The 947-nt window shown below is 46.4% G+C and carries 1 protein-coding gene; it reads left to right on the top strand.

Features of this window, described 5'->3' with window-relative positions:
• Positions 1 to 83 precede the first annotated feature (83 nt).
• Positions 84 to 947, top strand: an 864-nt coding sequence (locus ACQEXR_RS20250) for an IS110 family transposase (RefSeq protein WP_427021046.1), incomplete at its 3' end; no start/stop codon positions are given.

Here is a 947-nt window from a genome sequence, read left to right as displayed (position 1 = left end):
CATAACGAATGATATGGACTCCCTCTCCCTGACACTCCGCGTGCCATACTGACTTAGTACACGCTGAAAAACTGGAGGTTACCATGTCCAACATTCAAACTATTGGCGTTGATCTTGCCAAGAATGTGTTCAGTATTCACGGCGTTGATGCATATGGCAAGTGCGTCTTACGCAAAACAGTCAAAAGAAACAAACTCTTAGACACATTTGCCACTTTACCGCCTTGCATAGTCGGCATGGAAGCCTGCTCAGGTGCTCATCATTGGTCTCGTGAACTCAGAAAACTGGGTCATACGCCTAAAATCATGGCGTCTAAATTCGTCATTCCATACCGACAAAGTGAGAAGAACGATGCGAACGACGCCGAAGCGATATGCGAGGCTGTTTCAAGACCGAAAACCCGTTTTGTTTCGGTAAAAAGTGAAGAGCAACAAGCCGTACTTTGCTTGCATCGAATTCGTCACAGTCTCGTGAAAAATAGAACAGCTACGATTAATCAACTTCGTGGCTTACTCTCCGAGTTTGGAATTATCATTCCTCAAGGCCGCTATCCACTTCAAAAAATGGTGCCTGACATTCTTGAGGATGCGGAAAACGGTATCCCATTCCTCGCTCGGGAGTTGCTGAGTGGTTTAGTGAATAACATCCGCCAGCTTAACGAAGAAATCCTTCGTTATGATAGAAAAGTCTATCTTTTGAGTAAGGAAATGAAGCAAGCTGCCAAACTCATGGCCGTGCCTGGTGTGGGTGAGCACAGTGCTACCGCCATTGTTGCAACAGTCTGTGACAGAAAACAGTTTGGCTCGAGTCGCCAATTCGCGGCGTGGATTGGCCTAGTACCAAGGCAATACTCAACAGGTGGTCACGTACATCTTGGTCGTATCAGTAAAAGAGGCGAAAAACACATTCGTACTCTGCTTATCCATGGTGCGAGAGCTGTTATTGCC

This window comes from Vibrio sp. TRT 2004 (assembly GCF_050113735.1).
Taxonomy (GTDB): Bacteria; Pseudomonadota; Gammaproteobacteria; order Enterobacterales; family Vibrionaceae; genus Vibrio.
The sequence above is the reverse complement of the archived record's forward strand: the minus strand, read 5'-3'. Positions and strand labels throughout refer to the sequence as shown.